The following is a 17,018-nucleotide window of genomic DNA, read 5'->3' as shown; positions in this document are numbered from 1 at the left end:
GAGAGGGCGTTCCATGGCATGATAATGCCATGGGCGCGCGGATAGGCTCGTCTGAAGTATATATGGTTATTCGCGCCAATTCTTCGCAAAAGAAAACGGCGTCGCATCCACTCTTTCAGAGAAAGATGCGCCATGTTCGAAATAGACAAGCTTCTCGAAAACCGCATTGTCGACGCGGCGTTCCTCGAGAGCCACATCAAGCTGTGGTTCCGGAGGACGCGAATCCTGATCGTCGTCGATGGCGGCATCCGGATCACGCCCGCTGCCGATCCGACCGATCTGGGCGACGCCAACCTGTTCGGTCTCAGTATGGCGATCGCGCATCTGCGCAGCTTCTCGGCCGGCTTCGCGTCCTTCTCGGTCACGCTCGCGACGCGCAATGGCGTGGCCGCGACCAGCGATTCGCCCGGACCCGCCGAGTTCAAATATACCGGCTTCCGCTTCGATCAGGGCGGCCCCGGCGACCCGGTGCTGAACCGCTATGACCAGGTCTGGTGCTTCGGCCTGCAGCCCGGAAACGGGCCGGACAACGACCCCAACAGCCTCAACCCGTCGATCGATTCGGTCTTCGCGATGGCGAAGTACAACCCCACCAGCGATGCCGAGCTGGCGGCGCTGACGCGCTGGATGAACGAGCGGCAGGGCGGGCTGTTCGCCACGGGCGATCATCACACGCTCGGCGCCTCGATGTGCTCGCGCATCCCGCGCGTGAACACGATGCGGCGGTGGACGGTCGCGCAGGGCACCACCACGGTGGAACTCCCGACCCGCTTTGATACGAACCAGCCCGCCACGCCGCAGGAAGCTGCCGGTCAGGCGACGATCCTCTTCGACAATCAGAGCGACGCCACGCCCCAGCCGGTGCATTGGGTGCCCGAGTACAGTTCGGGGGGATGGCTGTTCAAGCGCCAGGCGCCGCACCCGATCTTCTGCCACCCCAGCCATGGCCCGATCGACGTCTTCCCCGACCATCCGCACGAAGGCTCGTGCTACGAGCCGACCGAGCAGAGCTGGCTCGAGAACCAGGCCAATGCCGAATATGCGTTCGGCGGCTATTCGGGGAAACATTATCCCACCGTCAACGGCAAGCGCCCGCTGCCCAAGGTGATCGCGCGCGGCAACACGCTGGCCAGCCCGCCGCTCAAGCTGGCCAAGGGCAAGCAGGACTTCCGCACGATTCCGCTCGTTTCCGTCTATGACGGGCAGCAGATCGACCTCGGCCGTGTCGTCGTCGATTCGACCTGGCACCATTGGCTCGACATCAACCTGGTGGGCATGCAGGCGGCGCCGGACAAGGTGCCGTTCGAGAAGGTCATGCGCTATTTCGTCAATGTCGGCATCTGGCTGGCTTCGCCGGCCTGGCGCAACGCGATGACGCTCGGCTATCTCAAGCTCCAGCAGTTCGGCTATTTCGGGCAGCAGGAATATCATCCGCTCGCCGATTCCGTGTCGCTCGGCCTTGCCGCGCAGACTCTGCTCGGCCGCGCGCTCGGCCCGTGCTGGGTCTGGCATTTCAATCGCGACGCGTTGCGCCTGGTCGCGATCGAGCTGGATCCGATCCCCAGGCCGGGTCCGTGGCCTTGCCTCACTTGCCCGCCGGAAGAGTTCATCGACGCCGTGGTGCTCGGCGAGCTGGTCAAGCAAGTCTATGCCGACATGCCGGAGGCGCAGCACCAGCTCGCCGAGACCGGCCGGATCGCAGCGACGCGCGGCCTGGCGGAGGATCCGGGCGATCTCGTCAGGCGCGCGGCCGGTGAAGCGACACTGACGATCACTCGCGCCTGGCAGCAGGACCTCGAGCATTCGGAGCGCCACATGGCACCCTTTGCGCGCGTGGCCGAGGCGCAGGCCAGGATCGGATCGAAGTCCCGTCCGGAAGGGGCCTGAGCAAGGCGCGGCGCCTCGTCCAGCGGGATGGGGCGCCGCGCCCTGGGCATGCCTGGCGGGCCGGATGCGGCAGCCGCTCGCCTTCTCCCGCGCCCCGGCCAGCCAGGGGCACCGTCACGGGAGGGCGAAACCCGCCCCCCATGGCGTCAACTTCGTACCCTTCCGCGCCGCGAGGCGATCCCGGCGGGCCTGCAGCGGCTCACCAGTTGAACATCGTCCCGTCCTCGAGCCGGTTCACTGGCAGATAGGCGCGCTTATACTCGTATTTCGCGGCGAGGACCTCGTCGATGTCCACGCCAAGGCCCGGCTTGTCGCCCGGATGCATCAGGCCCCGTTCGAAGCGGTAGGCATGGGGGAAGACCGCGTCCGTCTCTTCCGAATGGCGCATATATTCCTGGATGCCGAAATTGGGGATCGACAGGCCGAAATGCAGCGCCGCCGCCATGCACACCGGCGACAGGTCGGTCGCGCCATGGCAGCCGGTGCGCACCTGATAGAGATCGGCGAGCGCCGCCACCCGCCGCAGATGGGTGATGCCGCCGGCATGCACCACGGTCGCGCGGATATAGTCGATCAGCTGCTCCTCGATCAGCTGCTTGGCGTCCCAGATCGAATTGAAGATCTCGCCCACCGCCAGCGGCGTGGTGGTGTGCTGGCGGATCAGCCGGAAGGCCGCCTGGTTCTCGGCGGGCGTCGCGTCCTCCAGCCAGAACAGGCGATAGGGCTCCAGGTCCTTGCCGAGCCGCCCGGCCTCGATCGGCGTGAGGCGGTGGTGGACGTCGTGCAGCAGATGGATGTCCCAGCCCAGCGCGTCGCGCGCCCTCTGGAACAGCTCGGGCACGAAGCGCATGTACTTCGCCGTGCTCCACTGCGATTCCTCGGGCAGCGATCCCTTGGCTGGCTCGTAATAGAAGCGCTCGCCCGACACGCCATAGGTCGTCGCCATGCCCGGCACGCCGGACTGGAGGCGCACGGCGCGATAGCCTTGCTCCAGATATTCCTGCGCGCGCTCGATCGTCTCCGCGATATCGCTACCATTGGCATGGCCATAGACCATGCATCCTTCGCGGGCGGCGCCGCCCAGCAGCTGGTAGACGGGCATGCCCGCCAGCTTGCCCTTGATGTCCCACAAGGCCATGTCGACCGCCGCGATCGCGGTCATCGTCACCGGGCCGCGCCGCCAATAGGCGCCCTTGTAGAGATACTGCCAGATGTCTTCGATGCTATGGGCATCTCGGCCGACAAGGCACGGAATCACATGGTCCGCGAGGTAGCTCGCCACTGCCAGTTCGCGCCCGTTCAGCGTCGCATCGCCAAGGCCGTAGACGCCCTCGTCGGTCTCGATCTTCAGCGTGACGAAGTTGCGGCCGGGGCGCGTCACGATGACGCGGGCGGCAGTGATACGTGGCAAAACGAAACCCCCTGGAAGTGGTCAGGCCAATATCCACTTGTATGACCTATCGTGTCAACCTACGAGGTAGTGTAACAATGAGGGTGCGATGAAGATTACCGGCAACAAGCTCTATCAGCGGGTGGCCGCTTCGATCACCGAGGCGATCGAGGCCGGCCGATGGTCGCCCGGCAGCCGGCTGCCCGGCGAGCGCGACCTGGCCGAAGAGTATAAGGTCAGCCGGCCGACGATCCGCGAAGCGATGATCGCGCTCGAGATGAAGGGCTGGATCGAAGCGCGGCACGGCTCGGGCCTCTATGTCACGCGCCGCGACCATGGCAGCGGCGAGCGTGCCGATGCGCTCAATTTCGACGTCGGCGCCTTCGACCTGACCGAAGCGCGCATCCTGTTCGAAGGCGAGGCGGTGGCGCTTGCAGCGGTCTCGATCACCGACGAACAGATCGAGGAACTCGAAGCCATATTGCACGACATGGGGGCGGACGATTCGGACGAGCCCGCCGTGATGGATGCCGATCACCGTTTCCACCTCGCCATCGCCAATGCCACCGGCAACGCCGCGATCCGCAGCGTGGTCGAGTATCTGTGGGAACTGCGCACCAAGTCGCCGCTGGCCGCCAACATGTTCGCGCGCGCCAAGCGCGGCGGCATCACGCCGCGCGTGGAGGAGCATCGCCCGATCCTCGATTCGCTCAAGGCACGCGATCCGCATGCCGCGCGCAATGCGATGCGCCGCCACTTGCGCGGCGTGGTCGACGACCTGCTCGAGGCCACCGAGCTCGAAGCGATGGAGCGCGCCCGCAGCGAGATCGACGCGCGCCGGAACAGCGTGGCCCAGCGGCTCAGGATCGGATCGGCCTGAGGTTCGCGCCTTCGGCCCCTTCTCGTCATCGCCGTCCTTTCGCGCCATCCCCGCGCAGGCGGGGTTCGGAGTGCGGAGGGCCGCTCCCTTGCCCCGGATTCCCCGCCGGTGCGGGCATGGCGGAAATCGGGGCAATGCTTTCCGTGACGCAGTGGCTTGACACCGATTACCGTGAGATGGAAATTGGCCTGACCAAAAGGAGAGGCCAATTGAAGAATCGTTCGCGTGCACTGCTCGGTGCCGCCTGTCTCGCGGCGTTCGCAAGCCCGGCCGCGGTCGCGCAGCAAGCCGCGCCCGCGCCGCATGGCCCCGTCTATGTCGCGGCGCCGCCGATGGACGCGACGATCGAGGAGCGGCTGATGCCGCAGCTTGAGAGCCTGCTCCACCAGCTGCTGCGCGAGAAGCGCGACATGCGGCTGGACGGCGTGCCGGTGTTCGACAGCGGCGACAAGTTCCTGCCCGGTAAGATCGCCTCGGGCCTGCACTATCTCCTGCTCGATACCCCCCGCGGCGACCCGCGCCTTGCCGGATATCTCGCCGGCTATCGCGATATCGCCGACCTTACCGTCGCCGATCCCAACGACAGCTGGGGCATCTATTACTATGTCTCCGCCCTCCATGCGCTGAAACAGGCCGGGCTGCTGGAGGAAGCGGTGCGCCCCGAAACGCTGGCGCGCCTCCGCCAGCGTCTCGACTGGCGCAGCTTCGTCGATGCGCGGTCGCTCGACCTGCTGCACGGGCTGCCGAACAATTACTACGGCGTCGCCTTCAGCGTCGCGCGGCTGCGCTACCTGCTCGGCTGGGAGGACGAGACGGCGTCCAGGGCGCTGCTCAAGCGGATGCTCGCGCATTACCGCACCTATTCGGGCAGATATGGCTTTGCCGACGAGACGGACGGGCATGGCCGCTTCGATCGCTATTCGGTGCTGTTGATCGGCGAGATCGCCCAGCGCTTCATCGAGACCGGCATGGCGCCCACGCCGGACGTGAAGGCGTGGCTGCGCAAGTCCGCCGAACTGATGCTGGCGCGCGCGACGCTCACCGGCGAGGGCTGGGAATATGGCCGCAGCATCGGCGCCTATGGCGAGACGGCGTTCCTCGAAGTGCTCACCGCCGCGGCGAAGCTGGGGGTGCTCGCGCCACGCGAGCGCGACATGGCCTATGCGCTCTCCAGCCGGATCGCCGCGCGCTATGCCGATTTCTGGCTGAACCCGGCCACAGGCTCGGTGAACCTGTGGGACGATGGCCGGCGTACCGACGGCTATCGCGGCAAGCATCGGATCCTGGGCGAGAATCTGAGCCTGGCGCGCCAGTATATCTACACCAACGCGCTGTGGAACGCGCTGGGCTACAAGCGCGCCGCGCCGTCGCCCGGCTATGCGGCCTGGCTGGAGACGCTGCCCGCCGCCCGCTTCACTTGGTTCGCGCGCGGCGCGCAGGATCGCGCGCTGCTCACGCTGCGCGATCGTGGCCACGTCATCGGCCTGCCGATCATCAACGGCGCCGAGGACCAGCACATGCACAATCCCTATTTCCCGATCCCGTTCGCCGGCGGGATGCTCCAGGGATCGGCGGATGCGAGCTTCCCCCAGCTCACCCCGCGCTTCGCGCTCGCCGACGGCAGCGTGCTGATGCCGCTTGCCTGGTTCCGCGGCGTGACCTGGCAGCGCCGGGGCGATCGCACGATCGTCGGCTGGCGGCAGGACGCGATGGACCGGATGGGCGGCAACGCGCCCGCCGCCGACAAGCGGATCGCCGTGAGCACCCGCTACGAGTTCGCGCCGGGCAGGATCACGCGCACCGACGTCTATCGCGCGGCCGCGCCCGTCGATCTTTCCGAAGTCGCGCTCGAATTCGCCAGCTTCTCGGGCGATCCGCGCAGCGCCGGGCCCGGCGCCGTGAGGTTCGGGGCGGGCGAGGTGACCGGCTTCTCCGCCACCGGCTATGACGGCTGCACGGTCGGCCCGGCCACGGGCAAGGAATATCGCGCACCCACCGGCGCCTTCGCCTCGCTGGTCCGCTGCACGCTGGCGGGCAGGCGCCTCGCCGCGCCGCTCACGCTGACCTGGTCGCTCAGCTACAAGTGACAGGCGTTACGATCCCGGGCCGCCCGCGCTGGCCAATTGGGTTGACACCGGTGCCAAATTGGCCTTACCACACCACCAGACCCGAAAACGGGCGTAATAACTGACGGGGAGATTCCATGCCTGGGACTGTTTTTTCCGCTTTCGGACGCAACTCGCTGCGCCTGGCGTTGCTGGCATCCGCCTGTGCGGCGATGCCTGCCTATGCGCAGACCGCCGAGACCGCGCCCGATCCCGCCCCGGCGGACAGCGCGGCGCCCCAGGATGCGGAGCAGGCCATCATCGTCACCGGCGCGCGCGCCGAGCAGCGCAGCTCGATCGACGTGAAGCGCAATGCCGATGTCGTGCTCGACGGCATCGTCAATGACGAGATCGGCGCCCTGCCGGACAATAGCGTGGGCGACACGCTGGAGCGTATCACCGGCGTCTCGGCCGATCGCTTCAAGGGCAATGCCAACGAGCTCTCGGTGCGCGGCCTTGGCCCGACGCTCAGCTTCTCCACCTTCAACGGCCGCGAAGTGTCGACCGCGGGCCAGGACCGCTCCGTCGCCTTCCAGCAATTCCCGTCGGAGCTGGTCAACGGCGTCATCGTCTACAAGACCCAGCGGGCCGACTTCCTCGAAGGCGGTATCGGCGGCGTGATCGAGCTGCGCTCGATGCGCCCGCTCGACTATGGCAAGTCGCGCTTCCAGGCGGAGATCCGCGGCTCGTATCTGCCCAAGGACGACGCGATCATCGGCCGTGACGGCCTGGGCTATCGCGCCAATGCCAGCCTGGTGAAGCAGTTCCGCACCGGCATCGGCGAGATCGGCATCGCGATCGGCTATCAGCGCCAGGACGTCGCCGCGCCGGAAGACTATTACAACGGCAATTCGAACTTCGTGCCGTGCAACACCTCGGCCAGCAACGGCACGCTGATCTCGACCAGCTCGGCCGCGAACAACGCCGCCGGCGCCGCAGTGAACTGCCAGGTCGGCGCCGCGCCGCGCGCCGGCATCGGCGAAACGATCGGCACCCCCTATTACGCCACCCAGTCGCGCAACTTCCGCCAGCAGACCACGCGCGAGTTGCGCAACGCCGTGATCGGAGCGCTGCAATGGCGCCCGGCCCCCAATCTCGACATCTCGATCGACGGCCAATGGTCGAAGCGCGAATCCACCGAGAACCGCAACATCCTGTCGATCGCGGAGGCGCTGCGCGGCATCAAGCCGATCCTTATCGGCGACGGCACCAATGGCTTCAGCAAGGGCGCGCTGATCAAGTACAGCGGCAATTCGAACATCGAGAACCAGCTCGAGCTGCGCGAGCGCGACGAGACCTACAAGGGCGGTGGCGCCACCGTCACCTGGAAGCCGGGCAACTTCATCATCACCGCCGATGGCAGCTTCTCCGACTCGCATCGCACCGAGACGCAGAAGGCGACCCGCATGCGCTCCACCGCGCGCGTCGGCTATGAGCTGGACTATTCGGAGAGCCCGATCGTCCCGCGCGTCACCTTCTTCAATTTCGACGTGAACAATCCGGCGAACTTCGCCGCCAACACCGCCACCTCGGTCTATGCCCGCCAGCGCTTCGTCACCGATCGCAAGGACGATATCTGGGCCGGCCGCCTCGACGCGGAATACCGGTTCGCCAATGACGGCTTCATCAAGTCGATCAAGGCGGGCGGCCGCTATTCGGAGCACCAGCGCACGCTGGACAACAACCGCAACACCGACCTGAACACGATCGTGCCCTATGGCAGCTTCACCAACGTGGCGCAGATCATCGGCAGCGCCAACGCCAATTGCCGCCGCAGCTTCCCGACCAGCGAATATTTCCCGACGACCAACACCAACCTCTCGAGCTGGGCGACCTTCGACAATCAGTGCCTGTTCAAGACCTTCACCGGCCAGGATTCGCTGGCACTGCCGGCCGACAGCCGCGACCCCAGCGACATCGACGTCACCGAGAAGATCCGGGCCGCCTATGCGATGGCCAGCTTCGGCGGCGACCTGGGCAGCACGCCGTTCAGCGGCAATATCGGCCTGCGCTATGTGAAGACCAGCATCACCTCGGTCGGCTTCCGCCTGCCGTTCAAGGTGACGATCGACACCGCGTCGGACAATTACACCGTCGCCGCCGATCCCAGCGGCACGATCCAGACCGACACGCTCAAGGGCGACTATGAATATTGGCTGCCCAGCCTGAACCTGGCCTTCGACCTGTCGAGCAAGATCAAGCTGCGCGCCGCCGGCTATCGCGCCCTGTCGCGCTCGCCGATCGAGAGCTTCGGCGCGGGCATCAACCTCAACCCGACTTCGGGCTCGGGTGGCGCGTCGAGCGTCACCTTCAACCCGACCAGCGGCAACCCCAACCTGAAGCCGATGCGCGCCTGGAACGCGGATCTGAGCCTGGAATTCTATCCGAGCCGCGACACGCTCTTCTCGATCGCCGGCTATTACAAGTGGCTGCGCGGATCGGTGATCTCGCGTTCGGCGGGCATCCCGACGACGATCTCGGTCACCACCCAGGTGGATAACGGCGCGCCGACCCAGCAGACCTACAACGTCAACCTGATCGCGCCGGCCAACGATCCCGAGATGCGCCGCCTCTACGGCTTCGAGTTCACCGGCAGCCATGCCTTCACCTGGCTGCCCGGCATCCTCAGCGGCTTCGGCATCAACGGCTCGGTCAACATCGCCCTGGCGAATTTCCAGTATCCGGATACCTCGGCACTGGCGACCTATCTCGATCCCGAGAATCTGATCGGCCTCTCCAAATATGTCGCCAACGGCACGGTCTATTGGGAGCGCAAGGGCTTCTCGCTGCGCGCGATGTATCGCTACCGTTCGCATTACTACAAGCCGAACGGCGGCACGAATCGCGGCGTGCAGGATGCGGGCTATCTGAACCTTTCGGCCCAGTATGACGTGACCAGGAACGTCCAGCTCAAGCTGCAGGCGCTCAACGTCACCAATACCAGGGACGTGTTCTACAAGGGCGGCTACGATTCGATCGCCGAAGTGAGCGAGAGCGGGCCGCAATATTATTTCGGCGTCCGGATCCGCTACTGAGCACGCGAAAGGAATCTCCGATGCGCCGCAGTGCCTCTCTTCTCCTCGTCCTGGCTGCGGCGCTCGCGCCGCAGGCTGCCTCCCATGCCGGGATCGCCTCCCCTGGCCTAAATACCCAGCAGCCGGTCTGCGCCGGCGCGGAAGGATATTCCGCGTCGTTCGGCGGACGCAGGACCTTTTTCTTGGCGCCGGACGCGATGATGCGGCTCAAGGCCGCGATCCAGACCGATCCGGCGGTGAAGGCGGCCTATGACGCGCTGATCGCGCGGGCCGAGGCGGCGATGAAGCGGCCGCTCTACACGGTGGTCGACAAGCGCACGATCCCGCCGTCGCGCGATCGGCACGACTATATCAGCCTCGCGCCCTATTGGTGGCCGGATCCCAGCAAGCCGGGCGGCGTGCCCTATATGCGCAAGGACGGCGAGATCAATCCGGACCGCAACACCGACAAGTTCGACGTCACCGATCTGGAGGGCATGAGCTCGGACGTCGAGACGCTGAGCCTCGCTTATTATTTCTCCGACAATCCGCGCTATGCCGGGCGCGCCGCAAGCCTGGTGCGCACCTGGTTCCTCAACCCGGAAACGCGGATGAACCCCAATATGAACTATGCCCAGGCCGTGCCCGGGCGCGAGGAGGGCCGTGCCGAGGGCGTGCTCGACACCTCGCGGCTCGAGCGTGTGGTCGACGGCATCGGGCTGATCGGCCCCTCGGCCAGGCTCACCGCCGAGGAGCAGAAGGGCCTGGAGAAGTGGTTCTCCGACTATCTCGACTGGATGCAGACGAGCAGGAACGGCAAGGCGGAGAATGCCGCCAAGAACAATCACGGCATGTGGTTCGACGCGCAGACCTCGCAGTTCGCCCTGTTCGCGCGGCGGCCCGAAATGGCCAAGGCGGTGGCCGAGGCCTTTGGCAAGAAGCGCATCTCGCCGCAGATCACGGCCGAGGGCAGGATGCCGCTGGAGCTCGCCCGCACGCGCAGCCTCCATTACTCGATCTATGCGCTGTTCGCCGCCTATGACGTCGCCGACATGGCCAAATGCGTGGGCGTGGATGTGTGGAACTATGCCGATGGCGCCAAGAGCCTGAAGGGCGCCACCGACTTCCTGAAACCCTATTATCGCAAGGTCGATGCCTGGCCGATGCCCGAGCTGCGCCCCGATGCCGGCGAGCTCGACGAGCTGATGCGGCGCGCGCGCGGGGCCTGGGGGGATGGCTATCCGCTCGCGCCGGAGACCGAGTTGAAGCGCTATTTCGGTGCGGCGCCGGCGGCGGGCGAGGGGAAGAATCCGGGCTGAGCGGCTGTTCCCTCGGGCTTGCCGGGGGGAGGGGCGTCATCTTCGATCGAGGCGGAATCTCGGACGGGAGAGAGGCCCCCTTCCAGGCTGAGAACCCAGGCAGGCCTTTGCGATTCCTTCCTCCCTCCCCGCCTGCGCGGGGAGGGCGGATACGAATATGAGTCCCCGACCCGGGCCTTTGCCGGGGAACCGCCCGGCTTCGGCGCCGCCTATTTCGCCGGGCAGGTCTTCTGGGCCGTGCTCACCACGAAGGGCTGGCGGGCGAGTTCGGCCGCGGTATCGTCCAGCCATTTCCGGAACTCGCGCTCGGTCTTCGGCGCGCCCGGCTCTTCCACCCAGGCCGCACCGAACGCGTAGCGAAGGTTCCGCGGATCGCAGAACTGCACATAGAGCGACTTGCCGTCGCTTCCCGTCGCCGCCGCCTCGTCGGCGGGGTAGAACAGGGCGATGCCCAGATCGTCCCCGGCCAGGCTCTGCCTGCCCCAGGTGGCGAAATAGCGCCACTTGCCGCGCTTCGGGCTCTCGATCTTCGTCACCCCGTCATGCAGCGTCAGCCCGGCGACCATGGTCGGCACGTTGCCGCCCACCCGTGCCTCGACATTGGTGAGGCGCGAGCCCGCGAAGATCCGATAGGTGGTCGAGAGATCCGCCGGGCCGCCATCGCCCGGGAAGCCGGTATTGGTCACCAGCACCGTCGCCGCGCGATCGGTGTTGAACACCCGCGCGCCGACCTTCGCCTTGCCGAGCTGGGTCGCCGCGCCGCCGCGCAGCACGCCGATCCCGCCCATGCCCAGCGACTGGTCGACCTGGAAGATGTCCTGCCCCCAGGGCGCCATCGAATGATAGTCGTCCTTGCCCATGCCGATCGTGGGCAGGATGTTTCCGGGCAGCTTCTTGCCGTAGATGTCGGGCACGTTGCGCTCGTCGAGGTACAGGCGATAGGCGATCCTGTCGCTTTCCCAGCCCGGGCCCTCCATCGCGATCAGCCCGTCATGGATCTTATGGTCCGCGGGCACGTCGATCCGGTCGACCAGCTTGTAGCTGCCATCGGCCTGGCGGACGTTGAGCGTCGCCAGCGGCGCGGGCGGGGCACTGTCCTGCCCGGCCGCGACCAGCAGCGGGGCGGCGAGCAACCAGAGGGCGTGCTTCATGCTTCTTCCTTACCTCGTCAGATCATAGACCGCGGCGCCGGCGAGCAGATAGGCGCCGGTGCCGTAGAATTGCGCATCCTCGGCCTTCACCACATCGGGCCGGTCGCTCACTTGCTGTACCCAGCCCAGCATGCCGTTCGGCTGAACGGCGTGCTCGAGCGCGGCCCAGCCCTTGGTCACGGCCGGGAGGTAGGTCTTGCGATCGAGCAGGCCGGCCTTGATGCCCCAGGCCATGCCATGGACGTAGAAGCCGGTGCCGCTCGATTCGTCCTGGGAGCGGTCGGGATCGGCGAGCAGCGAGGGCGGCCAATAGCCGTTGCCGCGCTGGAGCGTCACCAGCTTAGCCGCCATCTCCTTGAACAGCTTGATGTAATAGGGCCGGCGCGGATCCTTGGCCGGGATTTCGGGGATCATCCGGGCGAGGCCGGAGAACACCCAGCCATTGCCGCGGCTCCAGAACAGCTTCTCGCCGTGCGCGCCGCGCTGGTCGAAGAAGCGGCTGTCGCGGAAATAGAGATGCGCGCCCTTGTCGAACAGATAGTCGGTGGTCGCGCGATATTCCTTGTCGGCGAAGCTGGCGTAGCGGCCGTCCCTGGTGTCCTTGCTCAGCGCCCAGAGCGTCGGCGGCGCCATGAACAGCGCGTCGCACCAGCACCAGCGCGTGGTGCAGCCCGGGTCGCCGGCGCCGGGCTCGGGCGCGACGAAATGGAGGTCGTTGGTCTTGGGGGCGGCGAGGATCCGATCGAAGCTCGCGCGCATCGGGGCGAGTGCGGCGGCGCCGGCGCCCTTGCGCGCGGCCCAGATCCAGGCGGCGCCGATGATGTGGTCGTCGGCATGGTAGAGCCGGTCGCCGAGCTTCCAGCCCTCCTCGCGGCCCTTGGAGAAGATCGCGTCCTTGTAGCGCACGCTGCTCGAACGGTCGGCGAGATGGGTGAGCGCCACCCAGAAGGTCGCCTGCTGCCAGTCGCGCGCGCGCTTGGTGCTCGGGCGGGCGGCAGGCATGTAGCTCAGGTCGTCGAGATGCGTCAGCTGCCAGTCGGCGACGCGCTCCATCGACGCCATCAGCTGCATGCGGCTCGGCAGGGCGGGCGCGGCGGCCGGCGCCACGGGGCGGGCCATGCCGCTCGGGCTGGCGGCGAGCGCGGCTCCGGCAAGGAGGGCGGCGGCGAGCTTCAGTTTCATCTTGTCTCCTCTCTGCTACCGCTGTCACCGCGATATGCCCGGACGATGTTTGCCCGCTGTGTCCAAGTCAAGTGGTAAGGCCAATCTGTCGTGCGGGCCGGGCGGGTTTGCCTCGTCGCGCCGGGGTGACGCTACGGCATCCGCCGGTTCCTCGAAGTCCGCGGATTTCGGGGATTTTAGTCGCTTCGAAACCCGATAGGCCCTATGATGCGGGAATATGTCAGGCACCGCGCTTCCCTATGAGTTTCCGATCGACGTCGCGCAGGACGATATCGACTTCATGGGGCATGTGAACAACGCTTCCTATCTGAAGTGGGTCCAGGAGGCGGTGATCAGCCACTGGCAGGCGCTGGCGCCGGTCGAGGCGGTGGCCGAGCATCTCTGGGTCGCGCTCAAGCACGAGATCACCTATCGCAAGCCCGCGTTCCTCGAGGACGATGTCGTCGCGACCGTGCTGCTCGAGAAGGTGCAGGGCGCCCGGGCCTTTTACGAGACGGTGATCCGCCGCGGCGGCGAGGTGCTGGCCGAGGTCAAGTCGAGCTGGTGCTGCCTCGATGCCGAGACGCTCCGCCCCGCGCGGCTGGCGCGCGAAGTGATCGACCGCTTCTTCGTCAAGGCCGAGGATTGACGGCGAGGATCCGTTAACCTCTCGCTGCGAGAGGAGCCGGATGTACCGCGTGACCTTTCGCAAGGAATTGAATCTGCTCGATATCGAGTGGCTCGCGATGTTCGAGCCCGATCGGGTGGGCGACTATGCCCGCAAGCTGCGCGACCAGTTCGACGCCGAGGGTTTCGTGCCCGGCTATCTCCTGCGCATGGACATGCGCCGCAGCGGGGTGCAGGCCCAGGAGGCGGTGCGCGCCTTTCGCCGCCACTTCGCCGGCTTTCCCCAGGCGAGCCGCATCGCCGTCGTCACCGAAAGCGCGATCGCGCGGATGCAGGTGCGCCGCGAGATGACCCAGCCCTATCTGCGCATCTTCGAACGGGCCGAGAGCGCGCTCACCTGGCTGCTGCGCCGCTGAGACGCCGAACGCCGGGCTTCCGAAGAAGCCCGGCGCCGGGGGAGTGGAGGGGAGGCGGGTCTACTTCGCGCCCTTCGCCGCTTCCTCGATCACTGCGGCGACCGCGGCCGGCTTCGAGACATAGACCGCATGGCTGCCCGCGACTTCGCTGACATGGGCCCCGGCCCGCGCGGCCATCTGGCGCTGCGCCGCCGGCGGGATCATATGGTCGTCGCTGGCGACCAGGTACCAGCTCGGCTTCACGCGCCAGGCCGGGCTGGTGACTGCACCGCCCAGGGCGTCCACGCCCCAGGGGACCTGCGAGTCCGCCATGAACCGGGCGACCTCGGGCTTCACATCGGCGGCGAAGGCGGCGGCGAACTTCGCCTTGTCGAGGAACAGATAGCCGTCCTGGGGCGGCAGGATCGGCGGCACCGGGGCGCCGGGGGCCGGGTTGGCGATCAGCGACGAGACCGACTCGCCCTTGTCCGGGGCGAAGGCGGCGATGTAGACCACGCCGGCGACCTTGGGATCGGTGCCCGCTTCGGAGACGACGACGCCGCCATAGCTGTGGCCGACCAGGATCACCCGGCCGCTGGCGGCGGCGATCGCGCGCTTGGTCACCGCGACGTCGTCGGCAAGCGAGTTGGTCGGGTTCTGGACGATGGTGACGTCATAGCCGTCCTTCTTCAGGATCTTGTACACATCCATCCAGCCGGAGCCGTCGACGAACCCGCCATGCACGAGCACGACCGACTTGACGGGGGCGGCGGCCCTTTCCTGGGCCGAGGCGGGGGCCGTGCCGAGGGCGAGGGTGGCAGCGGCGGCGAGCAGCATCTTGGACTTGGTCATCTGAGGTCTCCTTTCAAAAGTTTCCGCGACATTATTTATCGCGATAATAATTAACTGCGCCCGTTCGGCCCTCTTGTCCAGAGGAAATTTATCGCGATATGTATTTTCGTCGTAAGTTCATGATTCGGAAGCGAGGAATTTTGTGGCCAAGACCCCTGGCGAGCCATTGCCGCTCGATGCGCAGCTCTGTTTCTCGCTCTATTCCACTTCGATCGCGATCAACCGGCTCTACAAGCCGATGCTCGATTCGCTGGGCGTGACCTATCCGCAATATCTGGTGCTGAGCACGCTGTGGGAACGCGACGGCCAGACCATCTCGGCGATCGCCGACCGGCTGGCGCTCGATCCGAGCACGATAACTCCGCTCATGAAGCGGCTGGAGGCTGCGGGTTTCGTCGCGCGCAGGCGCAACCCGAAGGACGAGCGCCAGGTGCGGGTGTTCCTGAACGCCCCGGGCAAGGCGCTGCGGAGCCGCGCTTCGTGCCTCACCGATGCATTGCTTGCCAATTCGGGGCTGAGCGTGCCCCAGATGGTCGCGCTCAACGATCAGGTCCTGCAGCTGCGTGCGGCGCTGACGGGGGGCAATGCGGGCTAGGCGCCTTTCGCCGGCCGGCTCCGCAAGGTTGGCGCAACCTTCCCCGGCAATCCGTTCGGTCGATCCGGCGGATGGTGATCCATGTATGAAGTTGCGTCTTGCTGACTCCCCGGCGCCCGGCGCCGTCGTTCCGATCGCGCGCTTCGCGGCTGCCTGACCCTTCCTTGCGAGGGGCTTCCGATATGTGCCGTGCCGACGTGATCGAGATACTGCTCATCGACGACGATGCTCAGCTGGGCGCCCTGATGGGCGACTATCTGCTTCCCCAGGGCTTTCGGGTGACGGCCAGCGCGACGGGGGAGGAGGGCGTCGATCTCGCTTTGTCCGGCAGGTTCGCCCTCGTGCTCCTCGACGTGATGCTGCCCGGGATCGATGGCATCGAAGTGCTCCGCCGCGTCCGGGCCCGCAGCGCCGTGGCCGTCGTGATGCTGACTGCGCGAGGCGATGACGATGTCGAACGGGTCATCGGTCTCGAGCTGGGCGCCGACGACTATCTGGCGAAGCCCTGCTTCCCGCGCGAACTCCTCGCCCGTCTTCGCGCCGTGTTGCGCCGCACCCGCGACCTGCCGGCCCAGCCCATGATTTCGGCCGGCCGGCTGCGCCTCGACAAGGCGCGCCGTACCACGTCGTGGGGCGACCAGCAGGTCGCCCTGACCGTGACCGAATTCAATCTGCTCGAACTGCTGATGCACGGCGGCGACACGGTTTCCACCAGGGATGCGCTGTGCCTGGCGGCACTGGGGCGTTCCCGCCACCCTTATGACCGGAGCATCGACGTCCATGTGAGCAACCTGCGATTGAAGCTCGATCGCGCGACCGGCCGCAACATCGGCATCGAGACGGTCCGGGGCGTCGGATATCGGTTGCGGATGGAGGGATAGCGCCGGCGGTTGCTGCCGCCGGATCCCGCGGCGCAATGCTGATGCAAGGTTCCCCGCCCAACCGGATGCGGAGCCGCCGAAAGAGGCGGTTCCTGTGAGACCGGAGGGAAAATTCGATGAAGCGTATCTGTGTACTGATCGGCGTCTTGGCGGCAATCCCCGGGACCGCCTTTGCGCAATCGGGAGGCGATGCGACGTTTGGCGGCGTCAAGGTCGGCGTTTCGATCGACTATCGCTGGCATGATGGCGACTATTCGCTGCCGCGGATCGCTTCGCGCATCGACCAGAGCAAGGGCGGCATCGGCTATCGCGGCCATGTCGGCTATGATGCGCAGCTCGGCGACCTGCTGGTGATCGGTGCCGAGGCCGGGATCGGCAGGGGCGGCAAGACCCTGACCGCCGCGAGCCCCACGGGCGACTATGCGTTGAAGCCGGGCTGGACCTGGGACGCCTCCGGCCGCGCGGGCATCCTGCCGGCGCCGAATGTCCTGCTGTACGGCCGCGCCGGCTATAGCTGGCTGCGCGTGCGCGAAACGACCGATTTCCGGGCGACCAATCTCAAGGATCTCCGCACCAGCGGGACCGAGAAGGGCTTTCTGTGGGGAGCCGGCATCGAGGCCGGGATCTCGCCGGGAATGTATGCACGCGCGGAATATAGTCGTGCGAATTATCGGGATGGGCTGACAGCCTCGAATGTCCGACTGGGTCTATCGGTCGGCTTCTAACTTGCCCCGAGGGCGGACGGAGGAGAGACCGTCCGT

14 protein-coding genes are annotated in these 17,018 nt (G+C 66.6%); 10 read left to right on the top strand and 4 right to left on the bottom strand.

Annotation, left to right across the window (positions count from 1 at the left end; translation table 11 throughout):
- Positions 1-132 precede the first annotated feature (132 nt).
- Positions 133-1,887, top strand: coding sequence for a hypothetical protein (locus tag FHR20_RS18675; protein ID WP_167301113.1), 1,755 nt, complete (start codon positions 133-135; stop codon positions 1,885-1,887).
- 199 nt (positions 1,888-2,086) lie between these two features.
- Here FHR20_RS18675 and manD read toward each other — a convergent pair whose 3' ends face one another.
- Positions 2,087-3,298 carry a D-mannonate dehydratase ManD gene (gene manD / locus FHR20_RS18670; RefSeq protein ID WP_167301112.1) on the bottom strand — a complete coding sequence of 404 codons (1,212 nt, stop codon included), beginning with the start codon at positions 3,296-3,298 and terminating at the stop codon, positions 2,087-2,089.
- An 88-nt stretch (positions 3,299-3,386) separates the two neighbouring features.
- Here manD and FHR20_RS18665 point away from each other — a divergent pair, with 88 nt between their 5' ends.
- The 4 genes from FHR20_RS18665 (at position 3,387) to FHR20_RS18650 (ending at position 10,595) form a co-directional block, all read left to right on the top strand.
- Positions 3,387-4,157, top strand: coding sequence for a FadR/GntR family transcriptional regulator (locus FHR20_RS18665; RefSeq protein ID WP_167301111.1), 771 nt, complete (start codon positions 3,387-3,389; stop codon positions 4,155-4,157).
- 209 nt (positions 4,158-4,366) lie between these two features.
- Positions 4,367-6,244: a hypothetical protein gene (locus tag FHR20_RS18660; RefSeq protein WP_208413745.1), complete on the top strand. Its 1,878-nt coding sequence runs from the start codon at positions 4,367-4,369 to the stop codon at positions 6,242-6,244.
- Positions 6,245-6,360: 116 nt separating this feature from the next.
- Positions 6,361-9,297 (top strand): TonB-dependent receptor, encoded by a 2,937-nt coding sequence (locus FHR20_RS18655; RefSeq protein WP_167301110.1) that lies wholly within the window; start codon positions 6,361-6,363, stop codon positions 9,295-9,297.
- A 20-nt stretch (positions 9,298-9,317) separates the two neighbouring features.
- Positions 9,318-10,595, top strand: a complete 1,278-nt coding sequence (locus tag FHR20_RS18650; RefSeq protein ID WP_167301109.1) for an alginate lyase family protein — start codon at positions 9,318-9,320, stop codon at positions 10,593-10,595.
- Between the two features lie 209 nt (positions 10,596-10,804).
- Here FHR20_RS18650 and FHR20_RS18645 read toward each other — a convergent pair whose 3' ends face one another.
- Together FHR20_RS18645 and FHR20_RS18640 are read right to left on the bottom strand one after the other, a co-directional pair.
- Positions 10,805-11,746, bottom strand: a complete 942-nt coding sequence (locus FHR20_RS18645; protein ID WP_167301108.1) for a DUF4861 family protein — start codon at positions 11,744-11,746, stop codon at positions 10,805-10,807.
- 9 nt (positions 11,747-11,755) lie between these two features.
- Positions 11,756-12,928 carry a glycoside hydrolase family 88/105 protein gene (locus FHR20_RS18640; protein ID WP_167301107.1) on the bottom strand — a complete coding sequence of 391 codons (1,173 nt, stop codon included), beginning with the start codon at positions 12,926-12,928 and terminating at the stop codon, positions 11,756-11,758.
- Positions 12,929-13,145: 217 nt separating this feature from the next.
- On the opposite strand from FHR20_RS18640, the gene FHR20_RS18635 reads away from it, so the two are divergent.
- Together FHR20_RS18635 and FHR20_RS18630 are read left to right on the top strand one after the other, a co-directional pair.
- Complete coding sequence (locus FHR20_RS18635; RefSeq protein ID WP_086131069.1) at positions 13,146-13,556, top strand: acyl-CoA thioesterase; 411 nt, start codon at positions 13,146-13,148, stop codon at positions 13,554-13,556.
- A 40-nt stretch (positions 13,557-13,596) separates the two neighbouring features.
- Positions 13,597-13,950, top strand: a complete 354-nt coding sequence (locus FHR20_RS18630; RefSeq protein WP_167301106.1) for an STAS/SEC14 domain-containing protein — start codon at positions 13,597-13,599, stop codon at positions 13,948-13,950.
- Positions 13,951-14,010: 60 nt separating this feature from the next.
- Here FHR20_RS18630 and FHR20_RS18625 read toward each other — a convergent pair whose 3' ends face one another.
- Complete coding sequence (locus tag FHR20_RS18625; RefSeq protein WP_167301105.1) at positions 14,011-14,781, bottom strand: alpha/beta hydrolase; 771 nt, start codon at positions 14,779-14,781, stop codon at positions 14,011-14,013.
- Positions 14,782-14,923: 142 nt separating this feature from the next.
- On the opposite strand from FHR20_RS18625, the gene FHR20_RS18620 reads away from it, so the two are divergent.
- From FHR20_RS18620 to FHR20_RS18610, 3 genes are all read left to right on the top strand, one after another.
- On the top strand, positions 14,924-15,376 hold the full coding sequence (locus FHR20_RS18620; protein ID WP_286711746.1) for a MarR family winged helix-turn-helix transcriptional regulator: 453 nt from the start codon (positions 14,924-14,926) through the stop codon (positions 15,374-15,376).
- Between the two features lie 182 nt (positions 15,377-15,558).
- Complete coding sequence (locus tag FHR20_RS18615; RefSeq protein WP_208413744.1) at positions 15,559-16,257, top strand: response regulator transcription factor; 699 nt, start codon at positions 15,559-15,561, stop codon at positions 16,255-16,257.
- Between the two features lie 116 nt (positions 16,258-16,373).
- A complete protein-coding gene (locus tag FHR20_RS18610; protein ID WP_167301104.1) occupies positions 16,374-16,982 on the top strand; it encodes an outer membrane protein in 609 nt (202 codons plus the stop codon).
- Positions 16,983-17,018: the final 36 nt, after the last annotated feature.

Source organism: Sphingomonas leidyi (assembly GCF_011761945.1).
In the GTDB taxonomy this organism is placed as follows: domain Bacteria; phylum Pseudomonadota; class Alphaproteobacteria; order Sphingomonadales; family Sphingomonadaceae; genus Sphingomonas; species Sphingomonas leidyi.
Note: the sequence above shows the minus strand (reverse complement) of the source record. Positions and strands in the feature narration are given on the sequence as shown.